The following is a 26522-nucleotide window of genomic DNA, read 5'->3' as shown; positions in this document are numbered from 1 at the left end:
TCCCTAGGAGATGTCGTGTCCGAAGTACGTATCGCCGCCGAGCCCCGCACCGTGTTCGGCAAGGGCGCCGCCCGCAAGATCCGCCGCGCCGACAAGGTGCCCGCCGTTCTCTACGGGCATGGCATCGACCCCAAGCACCTGACCCTGCCCGGCCACGAGGTGCTCCTCGCGCTCCGCACGCCCAACGTGCTGATCCACCTCAAGGGTGAGGGCGTCGACGAGCTGGCCCTGCCCAAGGGCGTGCAGCGCGACCCGATCAAGGGCTTCGTCGAGCACGTCGACCTGCTGCTGGTCAAGCGCGGCGAGAAGGTCACGGTCGAGATCCCGGTCACCACGGTCGGCGACGTCCACACCGACGGCCTGCTCGACCAGCAGCTCGTCGCCATCGCCGTCGAGGCCGAGGCCACCCACATCCCGACCGGCGTCGAGGTCGACGTCGAGGGCCTGGAGGTCGGCACCGCCATCACGGCCGGGCAGCTCACGCTGCCGAAGGGCGCCACGCTGGCCGCCGACCCCGAGGTCGTCGTGCTCCAGGTGAGCGCCAAGCCGGTCGAGGTGCCGGAGGAGGGCGAGGAGGCCGCCGAGGGTGCGGTCGCCGAGGCCGCCGAGACCGCCGAGGCTCCCGCCGAGTAACGGTCCGATTCGTGAACGGGGCGGCCGGACTCGAGCCGCCCCGTTCCGCTGTAGGGGGTGCAGATGGATCGCTGGCTGATCGCCGGCCTGGGCAATCCCGGGCCCGAATACGCGGGCAACCGGCACAACGCGGGCTTCATGGTGCTCGACGAACTCGCCGCCAGGGCCGGCGGGCGGTTCAAGGCGCACAAGAGCAGGGCTGAGGTGTGCGAGACCAGCACCGCCATCCTGGCCAAGCCCCTCACCTACATGAACCTCTCCGGCGGGCCCGTCAAGGCGCTCTCCGACTTCTACAAGATCGGCCCCGAGCGGCTGATCGTCGTCCACGACGAGCTCGACGTGCCGTACGGCGCCCTCAGGGCCAAGCTCGGCGGCGGCGACAACGGCCACAACGGCCTCAAGTCGATCACCAAGGTCCTCGGCACCCGCGACTACCTGCGGGTCCGCTTCGGCATCGGGCGCCCGCCCGGGCGCATGGACCCCGCCTCCTTCGTGCTGCGCGACTTCGCCACCATGGAGCGCAAGGACCTGCCCTTCCTCGTGGACCGGGCGGCCGACGTCGTGGAGTCGCTGATGGCTCGCGGCCTGGAAGTCACCCAGAACGACTTCCACCGGTCTGATCTGCATATTTCGGGCCCTCCACGCTGATCGCCACATAGGTCCGTTCGCCGGTTCTCTGCCTCTCTCGCAGCTACCATCTGTGACTGTCCGTTCAGGAATGGTCACCTGGAGGCATGCGTGCGGGGTGAGGGCTTCATGGCCGTCGTCGGACCGGGCCATGTGGCCTCCTGGCGAGTCAGCCCGCGCACGCCTACCTGGGTCCGCTCCTATCGCTTCCGCGCGGTGCTGGGCGACCTCTGCGGGGCCTGGGTGGGGTCCGGGCTCGCCTTCTACGTGCGCTTCGGCGAGCTCACGCCGTACGTGCTGCCGTACCTGCTGGTCAGCCTGGCCCTGCCGGTGGTGTGGGCGTTCGCGGTGGCGCTCAACCGCGCGTACGAGCCGCGCATGCTCGGCGTCGGCTCCGAGGAGTTCCGCCGGGTCGTGCAGTCGGGCGTCGCGCTGACCGCGGGCACGGCCATCGGCTCCTACCTGACCAAGACCGACGTCGCCCGGGGCTACGTCGTGCTCGCGCTGCCGCTGGTCACGCTGCTCACCCTGGTCCTCAGGTACGCCCTGCGCCGCTCCCTGCACCGGCGCAGGGCGGCGGGCGAGTGCATGCGCAAGGTGGTCGCCGTCGGGCACGCGGCCTCCGTCGAGGAGCTGGTGCGGCTGTTCCAGAAGGAGCGCTACCACGGCATGGACGTCGTGGCCGCCTGCCTGCCGGGGGGCACGCCGGGCGACTTCGTGGGCGAGGTGCCGGTCGCCGGCGACCTCAGCGACGTGCCGATCGTGGTCGACCAGTTCCGCGCCGACACCGTGGCCGTGCTGGCCTGTCCCGAGATGGACGGGCAGGCGCTGCGGCGGCTGGCCTGGCGGCTGGAGCGCACCCACACCGAGCTGGTGGTCGCCCCGGCGCTGATGGACGTGGCGGGCCCGCGCACCATGATCAGACCGGCCGCCGGGCTGCCGCTCCTGCACGTCGAGCATCCCGAGCTGGGCGGGGCCAGGAAACTCGTCAAGAACATCTTCGACCGCCTCGTCGCCGTCGCGCTGCTGGTGCTGCTCGCGCCGCTGCTGGTGGGCCTGGCGGTGGCCGTACGCGTGACGAGTCCCGGGCCCGCGCTCTTCCGGCAGACCAGGGTCGGCAGGGACGGGAAGCTGTTCACGATCCTGAAGTTCCGCACCATGCGGCGCGGCTCCGAGCAACAGAAGATCACCTTGGTCAGCGACCGCGACAGCGTGCTCTTCAAGATCAGGAACGATCCCCGGGTCACACCGCTCGGCACGTGGATGCGCCGCACCTCGCTGGACGAGCTGCCACAGCTCATCAACGTCGTGCGCGGCCACATGTCACTCGTCGGCCCCCGGCCGCCGCTGCCGGAGGAGGTGGCGCGCTACGGCGACGACGTGCGCAGACGGCTCCTGGTCCGCCCCGGGATGACGGGCCTGTGGCAGGTCAGTGGTAGATCTGACCTATCGTGGGAGGAATCCGTACGCCTCGACCTGCGTTACGTGGAGAACTGGTCCCTCACGCTCGACCTCCAGATCCTGTGGAAGACTTGGTCGGCCGTCGCCCGCGGGCAAGGAGCTTATTGATGACGATTCGCGACGACCACTCACTTGCCGCCGATCTGGCCACCGAGGCGGGCGAGCGGCTGCTGCGCATTCGCGAGCGCACCGGGTTCGGCGACTCCTCCGCCCTGCGCGCGGAGGGCGACCGGGCCTCCCACGTCTTCCTCATGGAGTCGCTGGCCAGGCTCCGTCCCAGCGACAGCGTGCTGTCGGAGGAGGCCACCCGTGAGGAGCGGCTCGACCCGCGCCGGCTCAGCGCGCCCCGGGTGTGGATCGTGGACCCCCTCGACGGCACCCGCGAGTTCGCGGAGCGGCGAGCCGGCACCGGAAGCGGCAGCTTGCGTAACCAAGACGGGGCCGAAGGGAGCGCGACCATAAGCGCAGCGGAGGGCCGGTCCGACTGGGCCGTGCACGTGGCGCTGTGGGAGGGCGGCAGGCTGACCGCGGGCGCCGTGGCGCTGCCCGCCCAGGGCCGCACGCTGACCACCTCGGAGCCGCCCAAGCCGCCCTCCTTCGACGGGGGGCGCTTCCGCATCGCGGTGAGCCGTACTCGGCCGCCGGAGTTCGTGCGCAGGCTGGCCTTCCTCGTCGGAGCCGACCTGGTCCCCATCGGGTCCGCCGGGGCGAAGATCTCGGCGGTGCTCACCGGCGAGGTCGAGGCGTACGTACACGCCGGGGGCCAGTACGAGTGGGATTCCGCCGCGCCGGTCGCCGTCGCCCAGGCCGCCGGGGTTCACGCGAGCCGGATCGACGGCTCCGAGCTGACCTACAACCAAGCCGACCCGTCACTACCGGATATCCTGGTTTCCCTACCTGAGCTAGCGACATCGCTGCTCAGCGGGATTCGGGACCTGCACCGCTAAACCGCCGGAGGAAGCTCCCATGCTCCAGCGCGACTACACGACGTCGCAGCTCGACGTGCTCGAGGCCGAAGCCATTCACATCATGCGCGAAGTGGCGGCCGAGTTCGAGCGTCCCTGTCTGCTCTTCTCCGGAGGCAAGGACTCGATCGTCATGCTCCGCATCGCGGAGAAGGCGTTCTGGCCCGCGGCCATCCCGTTCCCGCTCATGCACGTCGACACCGGCCACAACTTCGACGAGGTCATCGACTTCCGCGACCGCCGCTCCGCGGAGCTGGGCGCGCGGCTGATCGTGGCCAGCGTGCAGGACTCCATCGACGCCGGGCGCGTGGTCGAGGAGACCGGGCGGCGCGCCTCGCGCAACCGCCTGCAGACCACCACGCTGCTCGACGCGATCGAGGAGCACGAGTTCGACGCGGTCTTCGGCGGCGCGCGCCGCGACGAGGAGAAGGCCCGCGCCAAGGAGCGGGTCTTCTCCTTCCGCGACGACTTCGGCCAGTGGGACCCGAAGAACCAGCGCCCCGAGCTGTGGAACCTCTACAACTCGCGCATCCGCAAGGGCGAGCACATCCGCGTCTTCCCGCTGTCCAACTGGACCGAGCTCGACGTCTGGGACTACATCAGGCGCGAGGGCATCGAGATCCCCTCCATCTACTTCGCCCACACCCGCAAGGTGTTCGAGCGCGACGGCATGCTGCTGCCCGACTCCGACGTCGTCCAGCGGGGCGAGGACGAGCCGCTGTTCGAGGCCGTCGTGCGCTACCGCACCGTGGGCGACATGACGTGCACGGGCGCCGTGCAGTCCACGGCCGCCACGGTCGAGGAGATCATCGAGGAGATCGCGGCCACCCGGATCACCGAGCGCGGGGCCACCAGGGCCGACGACCGCTCGTCCGAGGCCGCGATGGAAGACCGTAAGCGGGAGGGCTACTTCTAATGGACATTCTTCGCTTTGCCACGGCGGGAAGTGTCGATGACGGCAAGTCCACCCTCATCGGACGGTTGCTCTACGACTCCAAGGCGATCTTCGAGGACCAGCTGGAGGCGGTCGAGCGCACGTCGCGTGACCGGGGCACCGAATACACCGATCTGTCGCTGCTGACCGACGGCCTGCGGGCGGAGCGCGAGCAGGGCATCACGATCGACGTGGCGTACCGCTATTTCGCGACGCCCCGGCGGAAGTTCATCATCGCCGACACGCCCGGCCACATCCAGTACACCCGCAACATGGTCACCGGCGCCTCCACGGCCGACCTGGCGATCATCCTCATCGACGCCCGCAAGGGCGTGCTGGAGCAGTCGCGGCGGCACGCGTTCCTGACCACGCTGCTGCGGGTGCCCCACCTGGTGCTGGCCGTCAACAAGATGGACCTGGTGGGCTACTCGCAGGAGCGGTTCGAGGAGATCAGGGAGGAGTTCACGGCGTTCGCCTCCAAGCTGAACGTCTCCGACCTCACCTTCATCCCGATCTCCGCGCTCAACGGCGACAACGTGGTCTCGCGCTCCGAGAACATGCCGTGGTACCTCGGCACGTCGCTGCTGCACCACCTGGAGAACGTCCACATCGCCTCCGACCGCAACCTGGTCGACGTGCGCTTCCCCGTCCAGTACGTGATCCGCCCGCAGCGGGCCACCGATCAGGCCTTCCACGACTACCGCGGCTACGCGGGCCAGGTGGCGGGCGGCGTGCTGAAGCCCGGCGACGAGGTGGTGCACCTGCCGTCGGGGCTCACGACGCGCATCGCCTCGATCGACACCTACGACGGGCCGGTGGAGGAGGCGTTCCCGCCCATGTCGGTGACGCTGCGCTTCGAGGACGACCTCGACGTCTCGCGCGGCGACATGATCGCCCGGCCCAACAACCAGCCGCAGGTGGCGCAGGAGCTGGAGGCGATGGTCTGCTGGATGGCCGACGGGCTCAAGCTGACGCCGCGCTCCAAGCTGACGATCAAGCACACCACCCGTACGGCCCGCGCCATGGTGCGCGACCTGCACTACCGGCTCGACGTCAACACCCTGCACCGCGACGAGGAGGCGACCTCCCTCGGCCTCAACGAGATCGGGCGGGTGTCGCTGCGGGTCACCCAGCCGCTGTTCGTGGACGACTATTCGCGCAACAGGCTCACCGGCGGCTTCATCCTCGTGGACGAGGCCACGAACGGCACCGTCGGCGCCGGCATGGTCATCGACGCCCGGTAGGTAGATCTTTCAGGGGTTCACCGACCTCTGGTTACTCTCCGCGATAGGGTCTTCGCGTTCCGTGTTCACGACGCGAAGGCCCTTTTTCGTGACCGACCGCGAAAGCACCACCCGGGTCATCTACCTGGGCGGCCTCGGGCGCAGTGGCACCACACTGCTCGAGCGGCTCCTGGGCGAGCTGCCGGGGGTGGTCGCGCTCGGTGAGGTCGTGCACCTGTGGGAGAGGGGCGTGCTCGCGGGGGAGCTCTGCGGGTGCGGCGTCGCCTTTCCCGACTGTCCCTTCTGGCGGCAGGTGGGGGAGCGGGCGTTCGGCGGATGGAGCCCGGCGCTGGCGGGCAAGGTCCTGACGCTGCGGCGGCGGGTCGACCGCACGCGCAGGATCGCGCGGATCGCGCATCCCGACCTGGCCGAGTACGTGCAGGCGTACCGGCTCCTGTACGAGGCCGCCGGCGCGTCGGTCGTGATCGACTCCAGCAAGCACGCGTCGCTGGCCTGCTGCCTCGTGGCCGCCGGGGTGGACGTACGGATCGTCCACGTGGTCAGGGACCCGCGCGCCGTCGCCCACTCCTGGGCCAGGACGGTGCGGCGCCCCGAGGACGGTCGGCCCATGACCCGGTGGCGGCCCGCCCACACCGCCGTCCACTGGACGGCCCAGAACGCCGCGCTCGAGCTCCTGCCGGGGCGCGGGGCCCGCGTCACCAGGGTCCGCTACGAGGACCTCCTCGCCGAGCCCGGGCCCACGCTCAGCTCCCTGGCACTCGGGCTCGGCCTGGCGGAGCCGGAGCTGCCGTTCCTGGAGGGCCGCACGGCCTGGCTCGGGCCCTCCCACACCGCGTCCGGCAACCCGATGCGCTTCCACGTGGGGCGGATCGAGCTGCGCCGGGACGACGCGTGGGTGACGGGCCTGCGTGACGGCGACCGGCGGGTGGTCAATGCCCTCACGTTGCCGCTCAGGGCCCGCTACGGCTATCGGGGGTTCGCATGAGCCCCTCGGTAGGCGTGGTGATCCCGACCCGCGGTGACCGCCCGGCGCAGCTGCGTGAGGCGGTGGAGTCGGCGCTGGCCCAGGACTATCCCGGGCGCCTGTCCGTGGTGGTGGTCGCCGACGGCGCCGCCCCTGAGGACATCGAGGTGCCGGCCTCCGTCCGGGTCCTGCCGAACACGCTGACCCCGGGCCTCCCCGGCGCCCGCAACACCGGCATCGCTGCCTGCGACACCGACCTCGTCGCCTTCTGCGACGACGACGACGTGTGGCTGCCCGGCAAGCTCGCCGCCCAGACGCGGGCGCTCGGCGAGCGCGGCGGCGAGTTCGCGAGCTGCGGCATCGAGGTGGAGTACGGGCAGCGCCGCGTGACCCGCCTGGCCGGGTGCGACACGGTGACGGCGGACGACCTGGTCCGCTCGCGCATGGTCATGGTGCACTCGTCGACGTTCCTGTTCGAGCGCGGCGCGCTGCGGGTGGACGAGAGCGCCCCGGGCGGCCAGAACGAGGACTGGGACCTGGCCCTGCGTGCCGCCGGACGCCGGCCGATCACCCATGTGGACCGCCCGCTCGTCCAGGTGCGCTGGGGTGGATCCCACTATGTCGCCCGATGGGCGGACCGCATTGCCGGGCTCGACTGGATGCTCGCCCGGCACCCCGAACTGGCCGTGGACCCGCGCGGCGCGGCACGGGTCTACGGCCAGCTGGCCTTCGGCCACGCGGCGCTCGGGCACCGCCGCGAGGCCGCCCGCTGGGCCCTGCGCGCCATGAGGGCCCGGGCCGGGGAGCCACGCGCCCCGATCGCCCTGGCGGTGGCGGCCGGCCTCATCTCCGCGCCGGCGGTTCTTTCCGCCCTTCACCGTAGGGGGCACGGCATTTGACTCGCTCCGAGACCACCACTCCGCACGTCCCGCTCCAGCGCCTCCCCGAGGCGCCACATCAGGACGCCACCCCCACACGCCTCGACGGGCCGCCCGGCGATCCGCCGCTTCCCGCGGCGCCGCCCCTCGATGGCCCGCCACCGGCCGCGCCACCCGAGGGCCGCGCGGGGGAGCGGGCGGCGCAGGCCGGGGGACGGCGGATGGCCGCTTCGAGCCAGGCGCGCGCGGTGGTGCGGGCGACCGGCGGTGACGGGGTGGTGGCGCCCGGCCGCTGGTGGGAGCGGGTGCGGGTGGGTGGCATCGGGCTGGACGCGCTCACCGAGGACGAGGTGGTCCGGTGGGTGGAGGCCGAGCTGGAGTCCGGCAGGGGCGGCCGGATCGTCACCCCGAACGTCGACATCTGCCGCGCCGCCGCCACCGACTTCGCCCTGCGGGAGCTCGTGCGCACCGCCGAGCTGGTGGTGACCGACGGGATGCCGCTGGTGTGGGCGTCCAGGCTGCTCGGCACCCCGGTGCCCGAGCGGGTCACGGGCGCGGATCTCATCTGGTCGCTCAGCAAGCTCGCCGCCCGCCGGGGCTGGCCCGTCTACCTGCTGGGCGGCCCCCCTGGTGTGGCACGCAGGGCGGCCAAGGAGCTCACGAGCTGTCACCCCAGGCTGCAGGTGTGCGGGGTGCACGCGCCGCCGTACCACTTCGACACCACCCCCGAGGGGAGCGCGCGCGTCCGGAGGATGGTGGCGGCGGCCCGGCCGAGGGTGGTGTTCGTCGGGCTCGGCTTCCCCCGCCAGGACCGGCTCATCGCCGACCTGCGGGAGGAGCTGCCCGAGGCGTGGTTCGTGGGGTGCGGGGCGGCGATCGCGTTCGCCGCCGGCACGGTCTCCAGGGCGCCGGAATGGATGCGCCGGGCCGGGCTGGAGTGGGCGTACCGGCTGGGCTGCGAGCCGGGGCGGCTGGCGCGCCGCTATCTGGTCGACGACCTGCCGTTCGCGGTACGGCTGCTGGGAAGCAGCCTGGTCACCCGCCTCATGAGGTGAGGGCGCGGACCCGGGCGGCGTCCTGCGGGCTGAGCCCTCGGGCGGCGTCGTCGAGCGCGCGGCGGGAGTCCATGGGGCGGTAGGCCGTGCGGGACAGGCCTGACCAGGCGAACCCCGTGCGGGACAGGCCCGACCGGGCGAACCCCGTGCCCGCCCCGGAGGGGCCCGTGCAGGCCCGCGTGATGCGGCGTTCGGCCTCGGGTGTCCATGGCAGGCCGGCATAGGCGTACAGGCCGCGGAAGCCGGTCAGCGGGTCGGCGGCCAGCGACTCGTACGAGGTGACGCGGACGCCGGGCGTGCGCTCCAGGATCGCGCGGGTCGCCCGCCACAGCGCGGCCGCCTTGGCGATCCGGTCCTGGGAGCCGACCAGCGCGCGCAGCTCCAGCAGCTCGGGGTGGTCGCGGACCAGGAGCGGCTGTTCGAGCAGTTCGTGGAAGTAGACCGTCCATCCGAGCCGCTGCCAGCTCGCCACGAACGACACCGGATCCCGCACCAGCGCGATCACCCGGCAGCCCAGGGAAGCGGCGAACCAGCCCGCGCTCAGCACCGCGAACGGGTCGTCCAGCAGCGCCCGGCGGCCCGCCAGGCGGCCGAAGGCGAAGGCGGTGCCGTAGCGCAGCAGGCGGGCCAGGTCGTACGGGGAGCGGTTCGCGCGCAACTCGGAGAGCCAGCGGTAGCGCAGGGCCACCGTGTCGCGGAAGGCGGGCAGCCAGTGGGCGGCGTTGTCGTCGCAGATGTACTGGAACCGGTGGGTCACGGTGGCCCTGAGCACCCCCGGGCAGCGGCCGGGCGGGTGCTGCGGGTTGAGCGGCTCGTTGACGTAGACCAGGTCGCCGCCGGCGGCGAGCATCTTGCCGGTCCAGCTCGTACCGCTCCTGGGAAGCCCCGTCACCAGGACTGTCATGCAACCCTCCGGTGAAGGAGCGCGGGCAGGGTGTGGCGGCCGAAGGGGTGGAGGCCGTAGCGGCGGTGCAGTTGCCACAGCGGGAGGAGGTTCTTGACGAGCACGCCGCCCGACCAGCCGATGACCGCCCCGAGCGCCCCGTGGACGGGGATCAGGGCCACGTCCAGCGCCACCGTGCAGGTGATCGCCGCCACCAGGTTGAGCAGGCTCGTGCCCGTGTGCCCGGCGGCCGTCAGCACGACGTCCACCATCCCGCAGGCCGTCGCCACCATCATGGTGCCCGCCAGCACGAGCGCCACCGGGACCGCGGACCCGTACGTGGGGCCGAAGAGCCGCAGCAGCCACGGTGCCAGCGCCGCGTACGCCAGCCACACCGGCCACGTCAGCAGCACCAGCCAGATCGTGGCGGTCTGGTACAGCTCACCGGCCCGCGCCCGCTCGCCGTCCGCGAGCGCGCTCACCAGCCGAGCCTGTACGGCCTGCGCCAGCCCCTGGTTCGCGAGCTGCCCGACCACCTTGAACCGGGTGGCGGCCGTGTAGACGGCGGCCTGCGCGGGCCCGCCGAGCAGCGCGACGACCACGATGTCCAGCCGCTGGAACACCGCCTGGATCGCCCCCGCGACCGACCGGGGAGCCGTGTGCCGCCACAGGTCGCGAGCCGTCCCCGGCAGGTACGGGGTCCGCGGCACCCGACCCCGCAGCCCCGCCCAGGCGATGACCGCCGCCAGCGCGTACGGCGCCCCCCAAGCCAGCGGCAGCCAGGAGACCGCCCCCGCCAGCGCGGCGCAGGTGACCAGCGCGAGCTGCGAGAAAGGCACCAGCAGCCCGTCCACGAGCACGGTGGGTCGCATGGCTCCGAACCCCCGGGTGGCGGCCAGCAGCACGTCCCCCACCACCATGACGGGCAGGATGGCGGCGACCGGGCCCAGCCGCGGATGGAGCACGACCCCCGCGACGCAGGAGGCGATCGCACAGGGCACGAGCGCCGCCCGGATATATCCGGATATACCGAGATAGTCGTAGGTCTTCGCCCGCGCGATGAAGAACACGAGCCCGTTCCCCGCGTCCAGCTTGGCGATCCCCGCCGCCATCAGGGCCACCGCGGTGACCGTGAAGAACGCCCCGGCGTCGGCCGGACTGAACGCCCTGGTCACGACCATCACGAGCACGAACTGCGCCACCGCGCCGCAACCCGCCCCCAGCACCCCCGCGATCCCGCCGCGCCGCAGCCGCCGGTCCGCGACGGCGGTCATCGCCGCCACGAAGGCTCACCGCCCAGCCACCGCGCCAGCCGGGCGTCGTACGGCTCGAAGTGGTCGCGCAGCTTGCGCGCCAGCGCCCGGGGCACCGGCCGCGGCAGTGGACGACCGTTGTGCCGCTCGAACACCGGATAGCCGAGATGCGGCACGCCCAGGAACGCCAGCACCTGGTCGTAGGCGGTCTCCGGCTCGGCGAAGAACCGGTGGCTGTCGAGCACCAGGATCCGCTCGCGGCCGACCAGGGCCTCCAGCCGGTCGAGCTGGTCGGCGTAGCGTCCGCGGGCCACGTAGGCGTGGTGGCGATGGGAGTGGTGCGGGGAGAAGGGTGACTGGCGCATCGCCTCCTCGGCCCCCGCCAGCCGCTCGGGCTCCAGCTCGATCGCGCGCTCCAGGAGCGACTCCGTCTCGTAACCCCTGGCCAGCTCGTGGGCGTGGGCCGAGCAGGCCCGCGCGACCGGATCGCGTACCAGCACGATCAGCCGCACCCCGGGCAGGTCGGCCGCGATCCGCTCCCTGGCCAGCGGATGGAACACGTAATAGGGGGACGACTCGAACGCCAGCGCCCGCGAGCCGTACCGGTGCTCGACCAGCCCGGCGCTCATCCGCAGCGGGAAGTGCGCCTGGTACCAGTGCAGTCCCCGCGCGTAGCCGACGTCGAAATAGTGCACCCCCTTGTGCAGCACCGGCTTGAGCAGCAGCGGATGCTGGGCCAGCGCACGGTACAGCGAGGTGGTGCCGCACCGCTGCGCACCCGCGATCAGGAACGACGGCAGCACCCGGGCCCCCGACGTGATCCTGCCCGTGGCGCGTGACAGCGACAGCACCGACCGTTTCATGGTCTTCACGTGAGCAGCTCCTCGTGGTCGACGGCCGGGTTGAGCCAGGTCTCCGGCGGCCCGAGCGGCGCGTGCCCGTCGGCGGCGTGCCGGTCGGCCAGCGCGATGAGATAGTGCAGCGCGGTCTGCCTGGCCACCGCGGCCGGCATCCCCAGGGGCGCGAGCTCGCGGGCGGCCCGCGCCACGCACGCCCGCGCCGCGACCGGCGGGGACATCCTGCGCAGGGCGCGCTGGAAGAAGTGGTGGACGGCGTCGAAGCCGTAGGGGACGCCGAGCTCGTACCGCTCCCAGTCCCACACCAGCAGCCGGCCGTCGGGGGACGGGCACATGTTCCAGGGCGCGAGGTCCCCGTGCCAGGCCGCGCACGGCCCTCCGGTGGCCGCGATCTCCCTGACCGCGTCGAGCAGCAGCGGCCGCGGCACCCGGCCGCGCCGCACCGGCAGCGGCGACAGCGCCAGCACCGCCAGCTCCCGCCAGCTGCCGTGGTGCAGCACGGCGGGCGGGACCACCGTCTCCAGCGCCAGCCCGGCCAGCCTGCGCAGGGCCGCCGCCTCGGCGGTGATCAGCGCCCGTGTCCGGGCGCTGTCTCCGATCTTCACGAACGCCAGCAGCCGCCCGCCCGAGCGGGCCTCCAGGACCGGCTTGCGGTTGGCCCGCGCGGCCGGCCGCACGTGCAGGACGGTCTCGACGGGCCGCCCGAAGACCTCGCCCAGGTACGTGGCGATGGACCCCTCGCCCGGCACGACGACCGGGGGCCAGGGGTGCCACCAGCGCCGCGGCACCATCCGCCGGGGCACGGCGGAGTGCGGCAGCACGGTGTACTTCCGGGGCGACCCCGTCCCCGGATACAGCAGCCGCACGGTCTTCTCGAGATAGTCGAGCCGGATGGCGGCGTCGTTCACGTGACTTCCCCTCGGCTGTTGCGCCACAGCAGGGCGAACGAGATGAGATAGAGGCTGAGCGGGGTGACCAGGCCGTCGTAGACGAACATGTAGAGCAGCACCAGCCCCATCACCAGCACCCCGGCCAGCCCGATCGGGCTGCGGTCGGCCCAGTGGCGCCGGATCGCGCCCGCGAAGAACGCCACGTAGAGCACGGCCCCGGTGAACCCCTGCGTGATGATCAGCAGCCACAGCTGCCCGTCGCTGCCCAGCGGCGGGTGCCCGCAGCCCTCGCACCACTGGGTGCGGCCCGTGGTGATCGTGCGATGGTTGCCCATGGCGTTGCGCGTGTTGCCGTACCCGATGAGCGGCGAGTGGCCGGCGGCCGCGACGGTGGCCGTCACGGTGAAGGCCCTGATGTCGTTGGAGTGCGGCCGGTCCAGCCGCTGCGCGACCAGCGGCGCGAGCGGGCTCAGCGCGAACGCCGCCGCCGCCACCGCGACGGCCCCGCAGAGCGCCACCCTGGTCCGGCCCCGCACCCGGACGATCAGGTACGCGACGGCCAGGCCGAGCCCGATCCACAGGCCGCGGTTGAGCGAGTAGACGACGGGGATCGCGGCCAGGGCGGCCACGGCGGCCACGAAGACCTTCTGCCGCCGCCCCCCGTACACCCACCATCCGACCACGAACCACACCAGCAGCACCGACAGGTTGCTGCCCCACGCGTTGGCCCACTCGAACGGCGCCTCCGGCCTGGGGGAGGCGAAGCCCAGCACCTTCTGGGTCTGGGCGGCGGTGGGGTGGATGAGGTTCTGCACGAACGAGTTGGAGCTCACCCAGTCGGGCAGCAGCAGCTCCACCGGCGAGGTGAACGCGAACGAGGGGACGAACACGCCGAGCAGCCCGCCCGCGACGGTCGTGACGAACAGCACGCCGAGCATCCGCACCAGGCGCACCTGCGGCAGCTCGCGCTCGGTGAGATTGCCCAGGTAGAGCACCATGATCAGAATGGCGGTATAGAGCGCCAGCCGCATGGCGTAGCCGACGACCCGGCCGGGCCCGATCTCGCCGTAGGTGCCGGGCGGCATCTCCGACAGCATGAGCCCGCTCACCAGGTAGCCGGCGAGCAGCAGCAGCCACAGCCCGAACCCGCGCGGCACCTTGATCGGCCGGCGCCGCCACAGCACCACCGCCATCGGCACCGCCACCACGATCACGGAAAGCCCGCCGAACCCCAGCGCCCACCACACCGGATAGCCGACGAGCAGCGCCGCGATCGGCCACGCGGCCCTGCTCACGTCGGCTGGCCGGGGCGCCGCGGGTGCATGGGCATGGGGGTGGTCTCGCCCATGTCCAGCTCGCCCGTGGCGACGAGCTTGCCGAGCGGGGTGTGCGTGCGCGGCTCCAGCAGCGGCACGAACGACGGCAGCGCGTCGGTCACCGTCACCACGCCGATGACGGGCACGTCGTGCCTGGCGAGCCGCCGTACGGCCGCCGCGACCTGGACCGAGGTGGTCCGGCCGAGCGCCACCAGCAGCAGCGCCGCGTCCGCCCTGGACAGGTCGCGCACGTCGGAGCCGTCGAGCACGGTCAGAGGCATGTTGACGGCCACCGGGTCGCCGGACTCCTCCAGGTCGGGCGGCAGGATCCGGACCAGCAGCCGCTTGCCGGGACAGGCGGCCACCGCGGCGCAGGCCAGCTCGTGCGCCACGCCGGGCTCGCGCGGGCTCGACAGGTCGCCCAGCACGGGCAGGCCGGTCAGCCGTTCGACGTCGGCGACCGTGCGCAGCCGCCGGTCGAGCCGGTCACGGGCGTAGGCCGCGGCCGAGCCTGCGAGCAGCCCGGCCATGAGGCCGGTGCCGAGGTAGAGGGGCAGGCTGGGAGAGCTGGGCGCGGTCGGCGGGGTGGCCTGGCCGATGACCGTGCCGGGGGTCACCGCGACCGTCCTGAGCGCGTCGTACCGCAGCGCCAGCCCGGCGGCCTGCCGGTTGAGCACGCTCTCCCGCTGGGTGGCGATCGTGTGCTCGGGCGTGCCCTTGGACAGTCCTGAGAGCTGCTTGATCACCGCGTCGAGCGCGGTGTTGACCTGCTTGAGCTTGCCCAGCACCACCTGCTGCTGGGCGGTCAGCGCGGCCAGCGCGCTCTCGCGGCGGTTGGCCAGGTACGCCTGGGCGTACGCACGGGACTGGGCCGCGGCGACGCCGGCGTCGGCGGCCGTCACCGAGATCCACAGCACCGCCGAGTTGGGCGGCACCGAGACCTCGACGGGCTCCGGTGTCTCGACCCGCAGCGTCCTGGCCGCCCGCGCCGCCACCACGGCGGACTGCGCGACCTGGGCCTCGGTGTCGAGGTTGAGTGCCTCGCGCTGGCGGCTGGTCACCTGGTTGGCCGGCTCCTGCGGGCCGACCGGCATGACCAGCACCTGCGTGGTCGCGGTGTAGGCGGGCGGCGTGAGGCGCATGAGCGCGAGGCCGGCGGTGCCGCCGAACACGACGCAGCCCACCAGCAGCAACCATCGCCTGCGCAGCAGTGAGAGGTGCTCGTCCAGGTCCGTGCCGGAGCTCATTGGGGAGGGTCTCCTGGAATTGCGTCGAGATGTGCGCCCACTATAGGGCGGACGATTATCAGCCAAGCCTAATACCCAAGATTTTCTGCAGAAGGGCACAAGGTAAAGGCAGTTATAAAAGGACATGTCCGGAAAATTCCTTGAGCCATATACCCATCGCGAGCTGGTGAGACCCGGCACACTTGCTGAAGTTCCCGGAACGGCATGGCAAGGATCCGGTTTGATAGGCGGGGGTCGTTCGACGAGGGGGTTGAAAGGCTTTGCAGCTACGGGGAATTTCTCATAACACCACCAACGCGGCGCTTATTCTGGCCGTGATCGCGATGCTCGCCGCCTGTTCCACGGCGGAGGGCTCCAACGCCCGCGCGCCCGTAGCGATCAAGGAAGCCTCGGGCTCGCCCTCCTGCACGGCCACCTCCAGGCTCATCCCGTCCTGCGGCGCCTGGTGGGGCCTCGCGCCGGAGGTCTTCACCGGGGCCCCGCTGGACCAGGCCCTGCACAGCGCCGAGTCCCGCATGGGCGCCGCCGCCGACGTGGTGCACGTCTACCACCGGGGCAGCGAGCTGTTCCCCACGCCCGCGGAGATCAGGCTGGCCCGCGACCCGGCCAGGCCCCGGCTGCTCATGGTCAACTGGAAGCCCTCACTCGACCACACCTGGGCCGAGATCGCCGACGGGGCGCTCGACGCCCGGATCGACCGGCTGGCCGGATACCTCAGGCGCACCTTCCCCGAGCGGTTCTTCCTCACCCTCCACCACGAGCCGGAGAACGACGTGGACGAGTCGTCGGGCTCGGGCATGCAGGCCACCGACTACGCGGCCATGTTCCGGCACGTCGTGGCCAGGCTGCGGGCCGAGGGGGTGAAGAACGCCGTCATGGTCATGACGTACATGGGGGCGCCCAACTGGGCGGCGGAGCCGTGGTTCGAGGACCTCTATCCGGGTGACGACGTGGTCGACTGGGTCGGCATGGACCCATACGCCGACGGCCGGGTCGAGGACTTCGAGGGGCTGGTGAACAAGACCCGCAAGGAATATCCGGACTGGCCGGGGTTCTACCGGTGGATGCAGGCGCGCTTCCCCGGCAAGCCGGTCATGGTGGCCGAGTGGGGGGTGTTCGAGCGGAAGGACGACCGGGGGTTCAAGCGGGCGTTCTACGAGTCGGTGCGGCGGCAGATCAAGCGGTATCCGCAGATCAAGGCGCTGCTGTACTTCGACTCGCCGCAGGCGCCGCGCGGCGACACCAGCTTCGACACCGGCTCGGGAGCCGACCGGGCGTTCACCGAACTGGCTCGGGATCCTTACTTCCGCTCGACACCCGTCCCCCGGCCGTGATTATGGCCTCCGCTCCGCGGAGGCGGCTCGGTCGCCGGGGTGCCGTCGCCTTCCCGCGTCGCTCTGGTCGCTACGCTCCCTACGCTCCTCAGTCCAGGCAACGGCGCTCCCTCGCAGCCGCCAGCCGACGATGGTGACGACCGCGGCGGCCGCGAGGGCGCAGACGGTGAGGGTGTTGCTCACGTTGAGCAGTTTGAGCGCGGAGGCGAGCAGGACGATGGCCAGCAGCGCCCGGATCAGGCCGCCGGGGGCGCGTGAGGAGATCCGGGCGCCGAGGTAGACGCCCGGGATCGAGCCGATGAGCAGCGACAGCGTGAGGTCCAGCTTGAAGTCGCCGAACAGCAGGTGCCCGAGCGCGGCGGAGGCCACCAGCGGCACGGCCTGGACGAGGTCGGTGCCGACGAGCTGGTTGGCCTTGAGCGCCGGGTAGAGGACGAGCAGGGCCACGATGATCAGCGATCCGGATCCGACGGACGACACACCCACGACCAGTCCGCCCACCGTGCCGACCAGTAGGGTCGGAATTGGGCGCACGACGATCTCATGGGCGCTGGACGTGCCTCCCCGCGTGCCGAGCCAGCTCTTGAGCGCCATGCCGGCGACGGCCAGCAGGAGCGCCACGCCGAGCGCGTACTTGACCGCGTCGGTGACCGCGAACGCGCGGGCCAGGAACACTCCGCAGAAGGCGGCCGGCACCGAGCCCGCGCACAGCCAGCCGACCAGGCGCAGGTTGACCGTGCCCCGCCGCAGGTGCACGAAGCTGCCGACCGGCTTCATGACGGCCGAGGCGACCAGGTCGCTGGAGACCGCGGCCAGCGGCGGGACGTTGAAGAACAGCATCATCATCGGCGTCATGAGCGCCCCGCCGCCCATCCCGGTCAGCCCGACCACGATCGCGACGAAGAAGGAGCCGAGGATCAGGGGGAAGTCGATCAACGAACCCAGCCTCCAGACCGCAGCGCTCCCAGAACCTGGGAGACGGCCGCGTCGATCGAAATGTGCGTGGTGTCGATGACCAGCTCGGCGTCGTCCGGCTCCTCGTAGGGATCGGAGACGCCGGTGAACTCGGGGATGAGGCCGGCGCGCGCCTTGGCGTACAGGCCCTTGCGGTCGCGCCGCTCGCACTCCTCCAGCGGCGTCGCGACGTGCACGAGCAGGAAGTCGGCCCCGACCGACTCGACCATCTCGCGCACCTCCTCGCGGGTGGCCGCGTAGGGGGCGATGGGCGCGCAGACGGCCAGGCCGCCGTGGCGGGCGGCCTCGGCGGCGACGAAGCCGATGCGGCGGATGTTCAGGTCGCGGTCGGCCTTGGAGAACGTCAGGCCCTTGGACAGCAGGTGGCGTACGACGTCGCCGTCGAGGTAGGTCACCGCGCGGCTGCCGAGCTCCAGCAGCGCGTCGCGCAGGCCGCGGGCGATCGTGGACTTGCCGGAGCCGGACAGGCCGGTGAAGAAGACCACGAGGCCGCGGCGGTGCGGCGGGCCGGGGATGTGCACGGGGTCGGGCCCGGCCAGGTGCTCGGCGGCGCCGTAGGCGGTGGCGACGTGCTCGCGCAGCTCCAGGTCGATCTCGGGCTCCTCGCGGGGCGCCAGGGGCACGGAGACGACGATCGTGTCCTCCGGCAGCTTCTCCTTGGCCCGGAGCGCGGCGCGTACGACCGCTGGGCCCGGCTCGCCGTACGAGAGGGGGAGCAGCATGATCAGCGCGTCGAGCTCCTTGGCGGTGGCGACGATCTCGGAGAGGTCGTCGAGAGGCCCCCGCATGGTGACGGCCAGCGCGGGACGCCCGCCGAGCTCGGCCTTGACGTCGGCCGGAGTGCGCCGCAGGCGCGCGAACGGGCCGTGCTCGGGCGTGCCGAGGCCCTTGATCGGCCCCGAGGTCAGTCCGTCGGGCTCCTGGGCGGCCACCGTGAGGGCGGCCAGCGGCAGGCCCTCGGGGTCGAGCAGCGTCACCTCGTCGCCGGGTGAGAGGTCGGCGGACACGTGGAGCGTGACGGGCGCGGGCCACGGCGTGCCGTCGGCCAGAGCGCCCCGCTCGTGCACCGAGTGGAGGTCATCGTGGCCCAGGAACCCGGTCAGCGGCTCGAAGACACCTGAGAGCAGCAGCTCGAGGTCGGCCAGCTCGCGCGCATCGGGGGTCCACTCCACGGCTCCAACATCCCAACTATTCCGATTGAATTGGTAGGGATGAAGTCTACCGATTGATGCAAGTGTGCCGCTAGAGGACCCGGGCGAAGTGGTGCTGCGGCTTCCTGATCACCATGGTGATCTCGTCGTGGGTGGCAGGGTAGCGGCCGTTGCTCAGCTTGGACGCCAGCGCCACCGCGGCGACGGTGAGCCTGCGCCGGCGGGCCGGGCCGCTGGTGTTGCGCTCGTCGTCGGTGATCATGAGGCCGCGGCTGAGGCAGAAGGCGTAGATGCCGTCGCTCGACGCCAGCGGCTCGTACACGCTGGGCAGCGGGCCCGGGGTGCCGGGCGTGACGAGCATGCGCCAGAACATGCGGCGCACCAGCGACGGCGTGATCCGGTCGAGCAGCCCGTAGGCGGACCTGCGGTCGCGCATCCGCAGCAGCACCAGGCCGCCCGGGCGCAGGGACTGCAGCAGCCGGTCGAACACCAGCTCCGAATGCTTGATGCGCTCCAGCAGGAAGGACAGCTGGATCACGTCGTACGACCTGGGCGGCAGCGGCACGCAGCGCAGGTCGCCCAGCGACCACGACACCAGGTCGGCGCGCTCCCCGAGCACCGCCCTGATCGCCGCGATCTCCTCGTCGGCTCCGGTGGCCCTCGTCTCGATCTCGCCCAGGTCCAGCGGCTCGTCGTGCGCGCACCCTGCGACCAGCACGTCGAGCCGCCTGCCGGGCAGCCCGGACCAGTGCTCGCGGACCCGTTGACCGAAGAGGTCGCCCCGCTGGGCGACCGATCGCACCTCAGACATGTCACCTACAGTAATCACTCGAACGGTTTCAGTGAGCCATTTCCTCGCTAGCATCCTTCCCCGTGAACGGCGAGGTTTACGTGGGAAATGCGGGCGTCGATGCGGGGATGGACCGGGGCTGGCTGCTGGGTCATTTCAAACCCCTCGGCGACCCAAGGCACAGTGACGACGTGGAGATCAAATGGGGTGTCCACGCGCCCGGCGAGGAGCGGGCGGAGTGGGTCAAGGGGGAGGCGCGCACGGCCCTGCTGGTCCTGATCAGCGGCCGCTTCCGGGTGGAGCTGCCGGGCCGCAGCGTGCTGCTGGCCGAGCCGGGTGACTACGTGGTCTGGGGAAAGGGCGTCGACCATTCGTGGCGCGCGGAGGAGGCCTCGACCGTGCTCACCGTCCGCTGGCCCTCCGTGCCTGGTTACCGGGTCGGGTAATCGGGGCGGCTGAGTTACGCCTGCGAGTACCCTTGGAGAGAACCCCCGCGACCTGACCCGGCCGGGGGTAGTCGTGTTGCCGTCGTGGGGCTGTGGGCGTATCTGATGAGTCTTTCCGGGCTACTTGACCTTGTTCGCGCCGACCCGAAGCTGACCGCCGCTCTCGAAGAGGGCGGCGACGTCGCGCTGATCGCGCCGTCCGCGCTGCGGCCGTTCGGTGTGGCCGCGCTGGCCACGCACGACCAGCGGGCCGTGCTGGCCGTCACCGCGACGGGCCGCGAGGCGGAAGACCTCGCCGCCGCGCTGACCAGCCTCATCGAGCCCAGCTCGGTGGCCGTGTTCCCGGCCTGGGAGACGCTGCCGCACGAGCGGCTCTCGCCGCGCAGCGACACCGTGGGGCAGCGGCTGGCGGTGCTGCGGCGGCTGGCGCACCCGATCAAGGGTGACAGCGCGGCCGGGCCGCTCAGCGTGATCGTGGCGCCGATCAGGGCGCTGCTGCAGCCGATCGTGAAGGGGCTCGGCGACCTGGAGCCCATCCGGCTGCGGGCGGGCGACGACGCCGACCTCGACGAGGTCGTCGACCGCCTGGTGACCAACGGCTACCACCGCGTCGACATGGTGGAGAAGCGCGGCGAGGTGGCCGTGCGCGGCGGGCTGCTCGACGTGTTCCCGCCGACCGAGGAGCACCCGCTGCGGCTGGAGTTCTGGGGCGACACGGTCGAGGAGATCCGCTGGTTCAAGGTGGCCGACCAGCGCTCGCTGGAGGCGGCCGAGGAGGGGCTGTTCGCGCCGCCGTGCCGCGAGCTGCTGCTGACCGACGAGGTCAGGGCCCGGGCGGCGGAGCTGGCCGAGGAGCACCCGGCGCTGGCCGAGGTGCTCGACCAGCTCGCCGAGGGCACGCCGGTCGAGGGCATGGAGGCGTTCGCGCCCGTGCTGGCCGGCGAGATGGACCTGCTGCTCGACCACCTGCCGGTCAGGTCCGCGGTGTTCGTGTGCGACCCCGAGCGGATCAGGGGGCGGGCCGAGGAGCTCGTACGCACGTCGCAGGAGTTCCTGGAGGCCTCCTGGATCAACGCGGCGGCCGGTGGCGAGGCGCCGATCGACCTGGGCGCGGCGGCGTTCCGCACGCTGGAGGAGATCCGCGACCACGCCGACGCGCTGGGCCAGCCGTGGTGGACGATGGCGCCGTTCGGCGGCGGGATCGAGCTCGACGCGCAGGACTCCGAGGCCTACCGGGGCGACACCGCCAAGGCGCTGGCCGACATCAAGGGCTGGCTGGCCGACGACAAGGCGGTCGTGCTGCTCAGCGAGGGCCACGGGCCGGCCGAGCGGATGGTCGAGCTGCTCAAGGGCGTCGACGTGCCCGCCAGGCTGCGGCAGTTCCTGGACAAGGCGCCCGAGCCCAAGGTCGTCCACGTCAGCACGGGCCTGATCGAGCACGGCTTCATCACGCCCAACCTGGCCGTGCTCACCCACCTCGACCTGGTCGGGCAGAAGGCGTCCACCAAGGACATGCGGCGCCTGCCGTCGCGCCGGCGCAACATGGTGGACCCGCTCCAGCTCAAGGTCGGCGACCACGTGGTGCACGAGCAGCACGGCGTGGGCCGCTACATCGAGATGGTCCAGCGCACGGTCCAGGGCGCCACCCGCGAATACCTGGTCATCGAGTACGCCAAGGGCGACCGGCTCTACGTGCCGACCGACCAGCTCGACGAGGTCACCCGCTACGTCGGCGGCGAGGCGCCCACGCTCAACCGGATGGGCGGCGCCGACTGGGCCAAGGCCAAGTCCCGGGCGAAGAAGGCGGTCAAGGAGATCGCGGGGGAGCTGATCAGGCTCTACTCCGCCCGGATGGCCTCGCCCGGCCACGCCTTCGGGGACGACACGCCGTGGCAGCGGGAGATGGAGGACGCCTTCCCGTACGCCGAGACCGGCGACCAGCTGGAGGCCATCGACGAGGTCAAGCGCGACATGGAGCGCGGCGTCCCGATGGACCGGCTGATCTGCGGCGACGTCGGCTACGGCAAGACCGAGATCGCGGTGCGGGCGGCGTTCAAGGCGGTCCAGGACGGCAAGCAGGTGGCCGTGCTGGTGCCGACGACGCTGCTGGTCCAGCAGCACATGTCCACCTTCACCGAGCGGTTCTCCAGCTTCCCCGTCACGCTCAAGCCGGTCTCCCGGTTCCAGACCGACGGCGAGGTCAAGGGCACCCTCGAAGGGCTCAGGTCGGGCGCCGTCGACGTCGTGATCGGCACGCACCGGCTGCTCAGCCCCGAGGTCCGGTTCAAGGACCTGGGGCTGATCATCATCGACGAGGAGCAGCGGTTCGGCGTCGAGCACAAGGAGGCGATGAAGCACCTGCGCACGCAGGTCGACGTGCTGGCCATGTCGGCCACGCCGATCCCGCGCACGCTGGAGATGGGCCTGACCGGCATCCGCGAGATGTCCACGATCCTCACGCCGCCGGAGGAGCGGCACCCGATCCTCACGTTCGTGGGGCCGTACGAGGAGAAGCAGATCGGGGCGGCGATCAGGCGCGAGCTGATGCGCGACGGGCAGATCTTCTTCGTGCACAACCGGGTGGCCTCGATCAACCGCGTGGCCGCGCGGCTGCGCGAGCTGGTGCCCGAGGCGCGCATCGCGGTGGCGCACGGGCAGATGAACGAGCACCAGCTCGAGAAGATCATGGTGGGCTTCTGGGAGCGGGAGTACGACCTGCTGGTCTCCACCACGATCGTCGAGTCCGGGCTCGACGTGCCCAACGCCAACACGCTGATCGTGGACCGGGCCGACAACTACGGCCTGTCGCAGCTGCACCAGCTGCGCGGGCGCGTCGGGCGGGGCAGGGAGCGCGGTTACGCGTACTTCCTCTACCCGCCGGAGAAGCCGCTGACCGAGACCGCCCACGAGCGGCTGGCCACGATCTCGCAGCACACCGAGATGGGCGCGGGCATGTACGTCGCCATGAAGGACCTGGAGATCCGCGGCGCGGGCAACGTGCTGGGGGCCGAGCAGTCCGGGTTCATCGCGGGCGTCGGCTTCGACCTGTACGTGCGGCTGATGGCCGAGGCCGTGCAGGAGCAGAAGGCCAAGCTCGACGGCGGCGAGGCGCGGGAGGAGCAGCCGGACGTCAAGGTCGAGCTGCCGATCAACGCCCACATCCCGCACGACTACGTCACCTCCGAGCGGCTGCGGCTGGAGGCGTACAAGCGGATCGCGGCCATCGCCACCCCCGCCGACATCGACGAGGTGCGCGAGGAGCTGACCGACCGCTACGGCAAGCCGCCCGCGGAGGTGGACAACCTGCTGGAGGTGGCCAGGTTCCGGATCAAGGCGCGCCAGGGCGGGCTCACGGACGTGACGCTGCAGGGCCAGAACATCAAGTTCGGCCCGGCCAGGCTGAAGGAGTCGCAGCAGGTCCGGCTCGACCGGCTCTACAAGAAGGCGATATACAAGCAGGCGGCCGAGACGCTGCTGGTGCCGGTGCCCAAGACCAAGCCGCTCGGTGGGCAGCCGCTCCGGGATCTCGACCTGCTCAAATGGTGCGGTGACCTGGTCGAGGCGATGTTCCTCGAGCCAGCGCGGGTAAGCTAGCGGCGGTTTTCGGTCGGAAAGGGACGCACGTGAAGTCGATACGAGTGGCTGTGGCCGCCGCCGCGGTGGGCCTAGCGCTGACCGCCTGCTCCTCCCCTCTGCAGGCCGGCGCCGCGGCCGTGGTGGGCAAGGAGCGCATCTCGACGAGTCAGCTCAACGCGGACGCGGAGGCCTACAAGGCCGCGCTGAAGAAGAACAAGCTGGACGAGACGGCGCTCGGCGTGCCGGTCACCCAGTACGTGCTTCAGCGGCTGGCCGACATCAGCGCCGCCGAGCAGCTGATGGCGCGCAACAACGTTCAGGTGACCGAGAAGGAGATCGACGCCAAGCTCCAGGACCCCGGCCAGTACCAGTCGGCCGAGATCAACCTGCTGGCCCTGGGCGTCGCGCCCAGCTACGCCCGCGACTACGCGCGCACGGCGGTCGGGATGGCCAAGCTGCAGCAGCAGGCCGGCCAGGGCGGGATGGACAAGCTCCGCCAGGACTTCGCCTCGATCAAGACGACCTTCAACCCCCGCTTCGGCGTGGTCAACACCAACCCGTCGCAGGAGAACCCGGCGCTGTTCATCGACGCCGGCAGGTTCGGCAAGGCCACCACGCCGCAGGCGCGGCCACAGCAGCAGGGCTGAGCCGTGCCGCTGACCGTCGTCACCACCTCGCCCAGGGTCCCGCCGGGACTGCTGAGCCATCAGGCCTGGCAGGCGCTGCGCTCGGGTCCGGTGCTGACCGGCTCCGCCGCGCATCCGCAGCTGCCCTACCTGGCCGAGGCGGGAGTGACGGTCGAGGTCGTGGAGCCCGACCCGCGCGGGCTGGCCGCGCGGGCCGTGGGCGAGAGCGTGGTGTGGCTCGCCTCGGCCTCCGAGAAGGAGGACGAGGAGTTCATGCGCGCGGTGGGGCACGCCGCGATCGCGCTCGAGGAGCCGCCGCTGATCGAGGTGGTGCCGGGCTCGTACGACCTGCCGGGGGCGCGGGTGCTCGACCTGGTCGCCGTGATGGACCGGCTGCGGACCGAGTGCCCGTGGGACCGCAAGCAGACGCACGAGACGCTGGTGCCGTACCTGCTCGAAGAGGCCTACGAGGTGCTGGAGACCATCGAGCAGGGCGACTACCCGGCACTCCGCGAGGAGCTGGGCGACCTGCTGCTGCAGGTGGTCTTCCACGCGCGGGTGGCCGCGGACTTCGACATGGACGACGTGGCGGCCGGGATCGTCGAGAAGCTGGTGCGCCGCCATCCCCACGTCTTCGGCTCCGTACGCGCGGAGAGCGCCGACGAGGTCAGCGACAACTGGGACGCGATCAAGGCGGCCGAGCGGGCCGCCAAGGGCCGGGAGTCGGCGCTCGACGGCGTGCCCATGGGGCAGCCCGCGCTGTCGCTGGCCGCCCAGCTGCTGCGCCGGGCCGAGCGGGCGGGGGCGCCCGACGCGCTCGCGGCGGCCGTGGGGCAGGGGGTGGCCCGGGAGCTGTTCGACCTGGTCCGCCGCGCCGCCGAGGCCGGTCTCGACGCCGAGGCCGAGCTGCGGGCGGCCGCCCGTACGTACCGGGACCGGGTGCGCGCCTGGGAGTCGGCCTGACGCCGGTGCGTGGTGACCGTGCGGTCCCGCGTACGGGGGGTACCGATAGGCTCTGATGGCATATCGCCTTTCACTTAGGAGCGCAATCCCGTGGCTACCATCGAGGTCGTATACGCCCGCGAGATCCTCGACTCCCGAGGCAACCCCACGGTCGAGGTCGAGATCGTGCTCGACGACGGCAGCACCGGCCGCGCGGCCGTGCCGAGCGGGGCGTCCACCGGCCAGTTCGAGGCGGTCGAGCTGCGTGACGGCGGCAAGCGTTACGGCGGCAAGGGCGTGGAGAAGGCCGTCCTCGCCGTGACCGACGAGATCTTCGAGGAGATCAACGGCATCGAGGCCGAGGACCAGCGCATCATCGACCAGATCATGATCGACCTGGACCGCACGCCCAACAAGGCCAAGCTCGGCGCCAACGCCATCCTGGGCGTCTCGCTGGCCGTCGCCAAGGCCGCCGCCGACAGCGCCGACCTGCCGCTCTTCCGCTACGTCGGCGGTCCCAACGCCCACGTGCTGCCCGTGCCGATGATGAACATCCTCAACGGCGGCGCCCACGCCGACACCAACGTGGACATCCAGGAGTTCATGATCGCGCCGATCGGGGCGGAGACGTTCCGCGAGGCCGTGCGCATGGGCACGGAGGTCTACCACGCGCTCAAGAGCGTGCTCAAGGAGAAGGGTTACGCCACGGGCCTGGGCGACGAGGGCGGCTTCGCGCCCAACCTGCCGTCCAACCGCGACGCGCTCGACCTGATCCTGGTCGCCATCGAGCGGGCCGGCTACGTGCCGGGCGAGGACGTGGCGCTGGCGCTCGACGTGGCCGCCACCGAGTTCCACAAGGACGGCGTCTACACGATCGACGGCAAGGGCCTGTCGGCGCAGGAGCTGATCGAGTTCTACGCGGACCTGGTCGCCAACTACCCGCTCGTCTCCATCGAGGACCCGCTCGACGAGGAGGACTGGGCCGGCTGGAAGGCCATCACCGAGGCGCTCGGCGACAAGGTGCAGCTCGTGGGCGACGACCTGTTCGTCACCAACCCCGAGCGGCTGGAGCGCGGCATCAAGGAGGGCACCGCCAACGCCCTGCTGGTCAAGGTCAACCAGATCGGCACGCTGTCGGAGACCCTCGACGCCGTGGACCTCGCCCACCGCAACGGCTACAAGTGCATGATGAGCCACCGCTCCGGTGAGACCGAGGACACGACGATCGCCGACCTGGCGGTCGCGGTCAACTGCGGCCAGATCAAGACCGGCGCCCCGGCCCGTTCCGACCGGGTGGCGAAGTACAACCAGCTGCTGCGCATCGAGGAGCTCCTCGACGACGGCGCCCGCTACGCGGGTCGCGCCGCCTTCCCGCGCTTCCGGCGCTAGTTTCCTGCGAGGGAGCGCCGTCGTTTTCCTCACCTTGGAGGGAGCGCAGCGACCGGAATGGTGAGGAAAACGACGGCTCCAGGGCG

24 protein-coding genes are annotated in these 26522 nt (G+C 71.7%); 15 read left to right on the top strand and 9 right to left on the bottom strand.

From position 1 onward, the window contains the following. Positions 1–15 precede the first annotated feature (15 nt). The 9 genes from ACFKCF_RS22050 to ACFKCF_RS22010 all read left to right on the top strand — a co-directional run bounded on the left by ACFKCF_RS22050 (position 16) and on the right by ACFKCF_RS22010 (position 8761). Complete coding sequence (locus ACFKCF_RS22050) at positions 16–633, top strand: 50S ribosomal protein L25/general stress protein Ctc (protein WP_394496193.1); 618 nt, start codon at positions 16–18, stop codon at positions 631–633. 63 nt (positions 634–696) lie between these two features. Then, complete coding sequence (gene pth / locus ACFKCF_RS22045) at positions 697–1281, top strand: aminoacyl-tRNA hydrolase (RefSeq protein WP_394496191.1); 585 nt, start codon at positions 697–699, stop codon at positions 1279–1281. Positions 1282–1389: 108 nt separating this feature from the next. Beyond that, positions 1390–2829, top strand: coding sequence for a sugar transferase (locus ACFKCF_RS22040; protein ID WP_394496189.1), 1440 nt, complete (start codon positions 1390–1392; stop codon positions 2827–2829). After that, entirely contained in the window at positions 2829–3668 is an 840-nt protein-coding gene (locus tag ACFKCF_RS22035) for a 3'(2'),5'-bisphosphate nucleotidase CysQ (protein ID WP_394496188.1), read from the top strand. The genes ACFKCF_RS22040 and ACFKCF_RS22035 overlap by 1 nt, the downstream gene beginning before the upstream one ends. Before the next feature lie 19 nt (positions 3669–3687). Further along, on the top strand, positions 3688–4602 hold the full coding sequence (cysD, locus tag ACFKCF_RS22030) for a sulfate adenylyltransferase subunit CysD (protein WP_364844712.1): 915 nt from the start codon (positions 3688–3690) through the stop codon (positions 4600–4602). Next, entirely contained in the window at positions 4602–5864 is a 1263-nt protein-coding gene (cysN, locus tag ACFKCF_RS22025; protein ID WP_394496187.1) for a sulfate adenylyltransferase subunit CysN, read from the top strand. Before cysD ends, cysN begins: the two co-directional genes overlap by 1 nt. Positions 5865–5952: 88 nt before the next feature. Then, positions 5953–6849, top strand: a complete 897-nt coding sequence (locus ACFKCF_RS22020; protein ID WP_394496186.1) for a sulfotransferase — start codon at positions 5953–5955, stop codon at positions 6847–6849. Continuing rightward, positions 6846–7727 carry a glycosyltransferase family 2 protein gene (locus ACFKCF_RS22015; RefSeq protein WP_394496184.1) on the top strand — a complete coding sequence of 294 codons (882 nt, stop codon included), beginning with the start codon at positions 6846–6848 and terminating at the stop codon, positions 7725–7727. Before ACFKCF_RS22020 ends, ACFKCF_RS22015 begins: the two co-directional genes overlap by 4 nt. Continuing rightward, positions 7724–8761, top strand: coding sequence for a WecB/TagA/CpsF family glycosyltransferase (locus ACFKCF_RS22010; RefSeq protein ID WP_394496182.1), 1038 nt, complete (start codon positions 7724–7726; stop codon positions 8759–8761). The genes ACFKCF_RS22015 and ACFKCF_RS22010 overlap by 4 nt, the downstream gene beginning before the upstream one ends. Here ACFKCF_RS22010 and ACFKCF_RS22005 read toward each other — a convergent pair. From ACFKCF_RS22005 to ACFKCF_RS21980, 6 genes are read right to left on the bottom strand one after another with little or no spacing between them, the layout of a single operon-like run. After that, positions 8751–9665: a sulfotransferase gene (locus ACFKCF_RS22005; RefSeq protein ID WP_394496181.1), complete on the bottom strand. Its 915-nt coding sequence runs from the start codon at positions 9663–9665 to the stop codon at positions 8751–8753. The two genes, ACFKCF_RS22010 and ACFKCF_RS22005, sit on opposite strands and share 11 nt — an antisense overlap. Continuing rightward, entirely contained in the window at positions 9662–10918 is a 1257-nt protein-coding gene (locus ACFKCF_RS22000) for a lipopolysaccharide biosynthesis protein (protein ID WP_394496179.1), read from the bottom strand. The genes ACFKCF_RS22005 and ACFKCF_RS22000 overlap by 4 nt, the downstream gene beginning before the upstream one ends. Then, positions 10915–11760 carry a sulfotransferase gene (locus ACFKCF_RS21995; protein ID WP_394496453.1) on the bottom strand — a complete coding sequence of 282 codons (846 nt, stop codon included), beginning with the start codon at positions 11758–11760 and terminating at the stop codon, positions 10915–10917. The genes ACFKCF_RS22000 and ACFKCF_RS21995 overlap by 4 nt, the downstream gene beginning before the upstream one ends. Positions 11761–11765: 5 nt before the next feature. Then, positions 11766–12662 carry a hypothetical protein gene (locus ACFKCF_RS21990; protein WP_394496178.1) on the bottom strand — a complete coding sequence of 299 codons (897 nt, stop codon included), beginning with the start codon at positions 12660–12662 and terminating at the stop codon, positions 11766–11768. Beyond that, positions 12659–13939, bottom strand: coding sequence for a hypothetical protein (locus ACFKCF_RS21985; RefSeq protein WP_394496176.1), 1281 nt, complete (start codon positions 13937–13939; stop codon positions 12659–12661). The genes ACFKCF_RS21990 and ACFKCF_RS21985 overlap by 4 nt, the downstream gene beginning before the upstream one ends. Continuing rightward, on the bottom strand, positions 13936–15207 hold the full coding sequence (locus ACFKCF_RS21980; RefSeq protein ID WP_394496174.1) for a Wzz/FepE/Etk N-terminal domain-containing protein: 1272 nt from the start codon (positions 15205–15207) through the stop codon (positions 13936–13938). The genes ACFKCF_RS21985 and ACFKCF_RS21980 overlap by 4 nt, the downstream gene beginning before the upstream one ends. Positions 15208–15530: 323 nt before the next feature. On the opposite strand from ACFKCF_RS21980, the gene ACFKCF_RS21975 reads away from it, so the two are divergent. Next, complete coding sequence (locus ACFKCF_RS21975; RefSeq protein WP_394496452.1) at positions 15531–16541, top strand: glycoside hydrolase family 26 protein; 1011 nt, start codon at positions 15531–15533, stop codon at positions 16539–16541. On the opposite strand, the gene ACFKCF_RS21970 is transcribed toward ACFKCF_RS21975, so the two are convergent. From ACFKCF_RS21970 to ACFKCF_RS21960, 3 genes are all read right to left on the bottom strand, one after another. Continuing rightward, entirely contained in the window at positions 16542–17477 is a 936-nt protein-coding gene (locus tag ACFKCF_RS21970; protein ID WP_394496172.1) for a sulfite exporter TauE/SafE family protein, read from the bottom strand. Further along, on the bottom strand, positions 17474–18688 hold the full coding sequence (cysC, locus tag ACFKCF_RS21965) for an adenylyl-sulfate kinase (protein WP_394496171.1): 1215 nt from the start codon (positions 18686–18688) through the stop codon (positions 17474–17476). The genes ACFKCF_RS21970 and cysC overlap by 4 nt, the downstream gene beginning before the upstream one ends. A gap of 70 nt (positions 18689–18758) precedes the next feature. Next, positions 18759–19478 carry a class I SAM-dependent methyltransferase gene (locus tag ACFKCF_RS21960; protein WP_394496169.1) on the bottom strand — a complete coding sequence of 240 codons (720 nt, stop codon included), beginning with the start codon at positions 19476–19478 and terminating at the stop codon, positions 18759–18761. A gap of 107 nt (positions 19479–19585) precedes the next feature. On the opposite strand from ACFKCF_RS21960, the gene ACFKCF_RS21955 reads away from it, so the two are divergent. The 5 genes from ACFKCF_RS21955 to eno all read left to right on the top strand — a co-directional run bounded on the left by ACFKCF_RS21955 (position 19586) and on the right by eno (position 26436). Then, positions 19586–19903, top strand: a complete 318-nt coding sequence (locus ACFKCF_RS21955) for a signal peptidase I (RefSeq protein WP_394496450.1) — start codon at positions 19586–19588, stop codon at positions 19901–19903. A gap of 105 nt (positions 19904–20008) precedes the next feature. Further along, positions 20009–23497, top strand: a complete 3489-nt coding sequence (gene mfd / locus ACFKCF_RS21950; protein ID WP_394496168.1) for a transcription-repair coupling factor — start codon at positions 20009–20011, stop codon at positions 23495–23497. Between the two features lie 29 nt (positions 23498–23526). Beyond that, complete coding sequence (locus ACFKCF_RS21945) at positions 23527–24126, top strand: hypothetical protein (RefSeq protein WP_394496167.1); 600 nt, start codon at positions 23527–23529, stop codon at positions 24124–24126. Between the two features lie 3 nt (positions 24127–24129). Next, positions 24130–25068, top strand: a complete 939-nt coding sequence (locus ACFKCF_RS21940) for a MazG family protein (protein WP_394496166.1) — start codon at positions 24130–24132, stop codon at positions 25066–25068. A 90-nt stretch (positions 25069–25158) separates the two neighbouring features. After that, positions 25159–26436 (top strand): phosphopyruvate hydratase, encoded by a 1278-nt coding sequence (gene eno / locus ACFKCF_RS21935; protein WP_394496165.1) that lies wholly within the window; start codon positions 25159–25161, stop codon positions 26434–26436. Positions 26437–26522: the final 86 nt, after the last annotated feature.

Source organism: Nonomuraea sp. JJY05, assembly GCF_043496855.1.
Lineage (GTDB): Bacteria > Actinomycetota > Actinomycetes > Streptosporangiales > Streptosporangiaceae > Nonomuraea.
This window is presented reverse-complemented; position numbering and strand designations above follow the sequence as displayed.